The sequence below is a fragment of the Calditrichota bacterium genome (assembly GCA_013151735.1).
GTDB lineage: Bacteria > Zhuqueibacterota > JdFR-76 > JdFR-76 > BMS3Abin05 > BMS3Abin05.
Genome location: JAADHR010000163.1, coordinates 1 through 3,699, shown reverse-complemented (window position 1 = coordinate 3,699; position 3,699 = coordinate 1). Strand labels below are relative to the sequence as shown.

Sequence of the window (3,699 nt, the reverse complement as noted above, 5' to 3'; positions counted from 1 at the left end):
CCGCCGCCTTTCAAAATCGCTATCCCTTCTGTAAACCGAAATCATTGAAAAAACCTACCGAACCGTCATTCCGGAATGTTTGTTTGTTACCGTGAGGCGTAAAGCTGGAGTTTACAAATTATTTAAAGCAGTTGATTTTTTGCCTTAAGTCAGACAGAGAGAAAGTTGAAAAAGTATCTCAAAACATTTGTCCTTCATTTTTGCTTTGTAAGAAGAAATTTTTATATTAAATATAAGAATGTGTATAGCTAATAATTAGGCAGCTACGTTGTAATATGAAGGCAATAAATCGAATTGATGAGCTTTTCAAAAAATGTATGAATAGTGCCACTGTGATATTCGTAGAATTTAAAACAGATATAGATCAAGAAGGAGAAAATAAGATTGGTATTTGCAACGAGCAAAGGGAATTGGCGTCGTAAAACTGCTTCGTGGTTTAAGGGAATTCTGCGCAGCGACCGGATACAAAAAGAAGTACAGGTGTTTGTTTGTAAAACTCCGAGAAATGGGACTTATTGTTTTGAAACCGGATGAGACGATAGATATCATTAAAGTAAATTATGAAATTCAGGTTGTACATGTTCAATCCAACAAAAGAAGCGGTTAAGGATAATGTGATATCATTTGGTGAGATTACAGAAATAATAGAGCAACAAGACGATGAGATGAACTTGTGGGTTGCACAGTCGCTTAGAGAGTGGGCTAGTGTGAGGACTGGTGAATGTGTGAGGTTGTAAACACTAAAAACAACCCCCAATTTACGATTGTTTGCTAAACCGAGTACGTCAGATTGTAAGTAAAATTTATCAGACACTTGTTCCAGCGGCTTAGTTCAACAATTATGCTTATATAATACAAAGGATTGCAAAACAGTGGTTAATAATCAACGCCCAGAGCAAAAGGCAAGAGATAAAATCGATCAAATGCTCCGACTTTGCGGTTGGGATGTTCAGGATAAGGAAAATATTGATTTTAGTAAATCGTTAGGAATTGCCGTACGCGAATACCCTACGGATGTGGGCCCGGCTGACTATGTTTTATTTGTTAATAGAAAACCGGCAGGCATTGTTGAAGCAAAACGCGAAGAAGAAGGTCACCGACTCACAGTTCACGAAGAACAGGCAGAATTTTACGCTAAAAGCAAATTAAAATACGTTAACAATAACCGTCTTCCTTATGTTTATGAAAGCACCGGAGAAGTCACGCGCTTTACCGACTTGCGTGATCCCAAACCACGTTCACACTTAGTATTCAGCTTTCACCGCCCGGAATCGCTTCTCCGTTGGCTGAAACAGGGAAAATCACTGCGAGCGAGGCTTCTTGATTTGCCGGATTTAGATCCAACAGGATTGCGCGATTGCCAGGTTACTGCGATTCGAAATTTGGAAAAATCATTTAAAGGAAATCGACCGCGGGCATTAATTCAGATGGCAACCGGTGCCGGAAAAACATTTACGGCTATCACTTCCATCTACCGCTTGCTTAAATATGCCCATGCCGAAAGAATTTTATTTCTGGTAGATACCAGAAATTTAGGTCAGCAGGCTGAACAGGAATTTATGGCTTACCTTCCCAATGACGACAATCGAAAATTTGTAGAACTGTACAATGTGCAGCGGCTGCGTTCCCGTTACGTGGCTACGGATAGTCAGGTTTGCATCAGCACCATTCAGCGCCTTTATTCCATTTTGAAAGACGAAGAATTACCGGAAGAAGCCGAAGAGAAAAATCCCAACGAAGGATGGATTCCCAAAGAGCCTGTTCCGGTGGTTTACAACGAAAAGATCCCCATTGAATTTTTTGATTTCATCGTCATCGATGAATGCCATCGTTCCATTTACAATTTATGGAAACAGGTTCTGGATTATTTCGATTCTTTTCTGATCGGTCTGACCGCCACACCGGATAAGCGGACATTCGCTTTTTTCAATGAAAATGTGGTGAGCGAATATTCCCACGATCAGGCGGTAGCCGATGGCGTGAATGTGGGGTATGATGTGTATGTTATTGAAACGGAAATCACCAAAAACGGAGCAAGGATTCGCGCAAAGGAGTATGTGGAAAAACGGGAACGGCTCAGTCGCCGAAAACGCTGGGAACTATTGGACGAACCGGTGGAATATACCGCCAGACAATTAGACCAGGATTTTGTTAATCCCAGCCAGATTCGCAATGTGATTCGCGCCTTTAAAGAACGCCTGCCGGAAATATTTCCCGGCAGAAAGGAAGTCCCCAAAACACTAATTTTCGCTAAAACCGACAGCCATGCCGATGACATCATTCAAATCGTACGGGAGGAATTTGGCGAAGGCAATGCCTTCTGCAAAAAAGTGACGTACAATTCCAAAGAAGATCCCAAATCGGTATTAGCCCAGTTCCGTAACGATTATTATCCGCGTATTGCCGTGACGGTGGACATGATTGCCACCGGTACGGACGTGAAGCCAATCGAGTGCTTGATTTTCATGCGGGATGTGAAAAGCCGCAATTATTTTGAACAGATGAAAGGCAGGGGTACGCGAACGCTGGAATATGACGACTTGAAAAAAGTAACCCCTTCGGCTACGTCTTCAAAAACGCATTTTGTGATTATTGACGCCGTGGGCGTGACCAAAAGCCTGAAAACCGATAGTCGTCCCCTGGAGCGAAAAAAATCTGTGCCGCTGAAAGATTTGCTCAATGCGGTAATGATGGGCGCCGGGCAAAACGAAGATGTGATGCTCTCTTTAGCCAACCGCCTGGCACGGCTGGAAAAACAGATCACCGAGAAAGAGAAGGAACAGTTCAGGGAAAAAGCGGGCGGCAAAACCATCAATCAAGTTGTGCATGAGCTTTTAAATGCCTTTGATCCGGATGAAATTGAAGAAAAAGCCCGGGAAAAATTTGACATTGCCCCGCATGCGTTTCCCACAGAAGAACAATTAAAAAACGTCCAGCAGGATTTAATCCGCAAGGCTGCCGATACCTTTACCGGCGAATTGAACACTTTTATTGAAGACGTACGGAAGGTGCACGAACAGATTATTGACAATATCAATATTGATCGCGTGGAATATGCCGGTTGGGACAAACAATCCAGAGAAAACGCCGGGGAAATTATACAGGAATTCAAATCTTTTCTGGAGGCGCATCGGGAAGAGATGATTGCATTACAGATTTTTTACAATCAGCCCTATCGCCGCAGGGAATTGACCTTTAAAATGCTCAAGGAAGTGCTGGATGTTCTCAAGTCGCAGAAGCCCCACCTTGCGCCGTTGCGTGTGTGGCAGGCTTATGAACAATTAGAAAAGGTAAACGGGCATAGCCCCAAAAACGAACTGATTGCACTGGTCTCGCTGATTCGTAAGGTAACGGGTATTGACCAGGTGCTAACGCCTTATGACAAAACCGTGGATCAGAATTTCAAGCGCTGGGTTTTTGGCAAGCACGCCGGCGCCGCGCCAAAATTCAATGAAGAACAGATGCAGTGGCTGCGCATGATTAAAGAACATGTGGCGGCTTCCATCCATTTTGAAAAAGAGGATTTAAACTTAGCACCATTTGACGCCCACGGGGGTATTGGTAAAATGTATGAACTGTTTGGCGATGAGATGAATGAGATTATTGAGGAATTGAATGAGGCTCTGGCGGTGTGATGGATTGTTTTTACCTTAAAAAGTATCATTTATCAAGAACCAACTAAATCAAATAGCAAAGTAA

The 3,699-nt window shown here is 43.0% G+C and carries 1 protein-coding gene; it reads left to right on the top strand.

Annotation, left to right across the window (positions count from 1 at the left end):
* The first annotated feature begins 872 nt into the window (after positions 1–872).
* A complete protein-coding gene (locus tag GXO76_11515; protein ID NOY78485.1) occupies positions 873–3,635 on the top strand; it encodes a DEAD/DEAH box helicase family protein in 2,763 nt (920 codons plus the stop codon).
* The last annotated feature ends 64 nt before the right edge of the window (positions 3,636–3,699 follow it).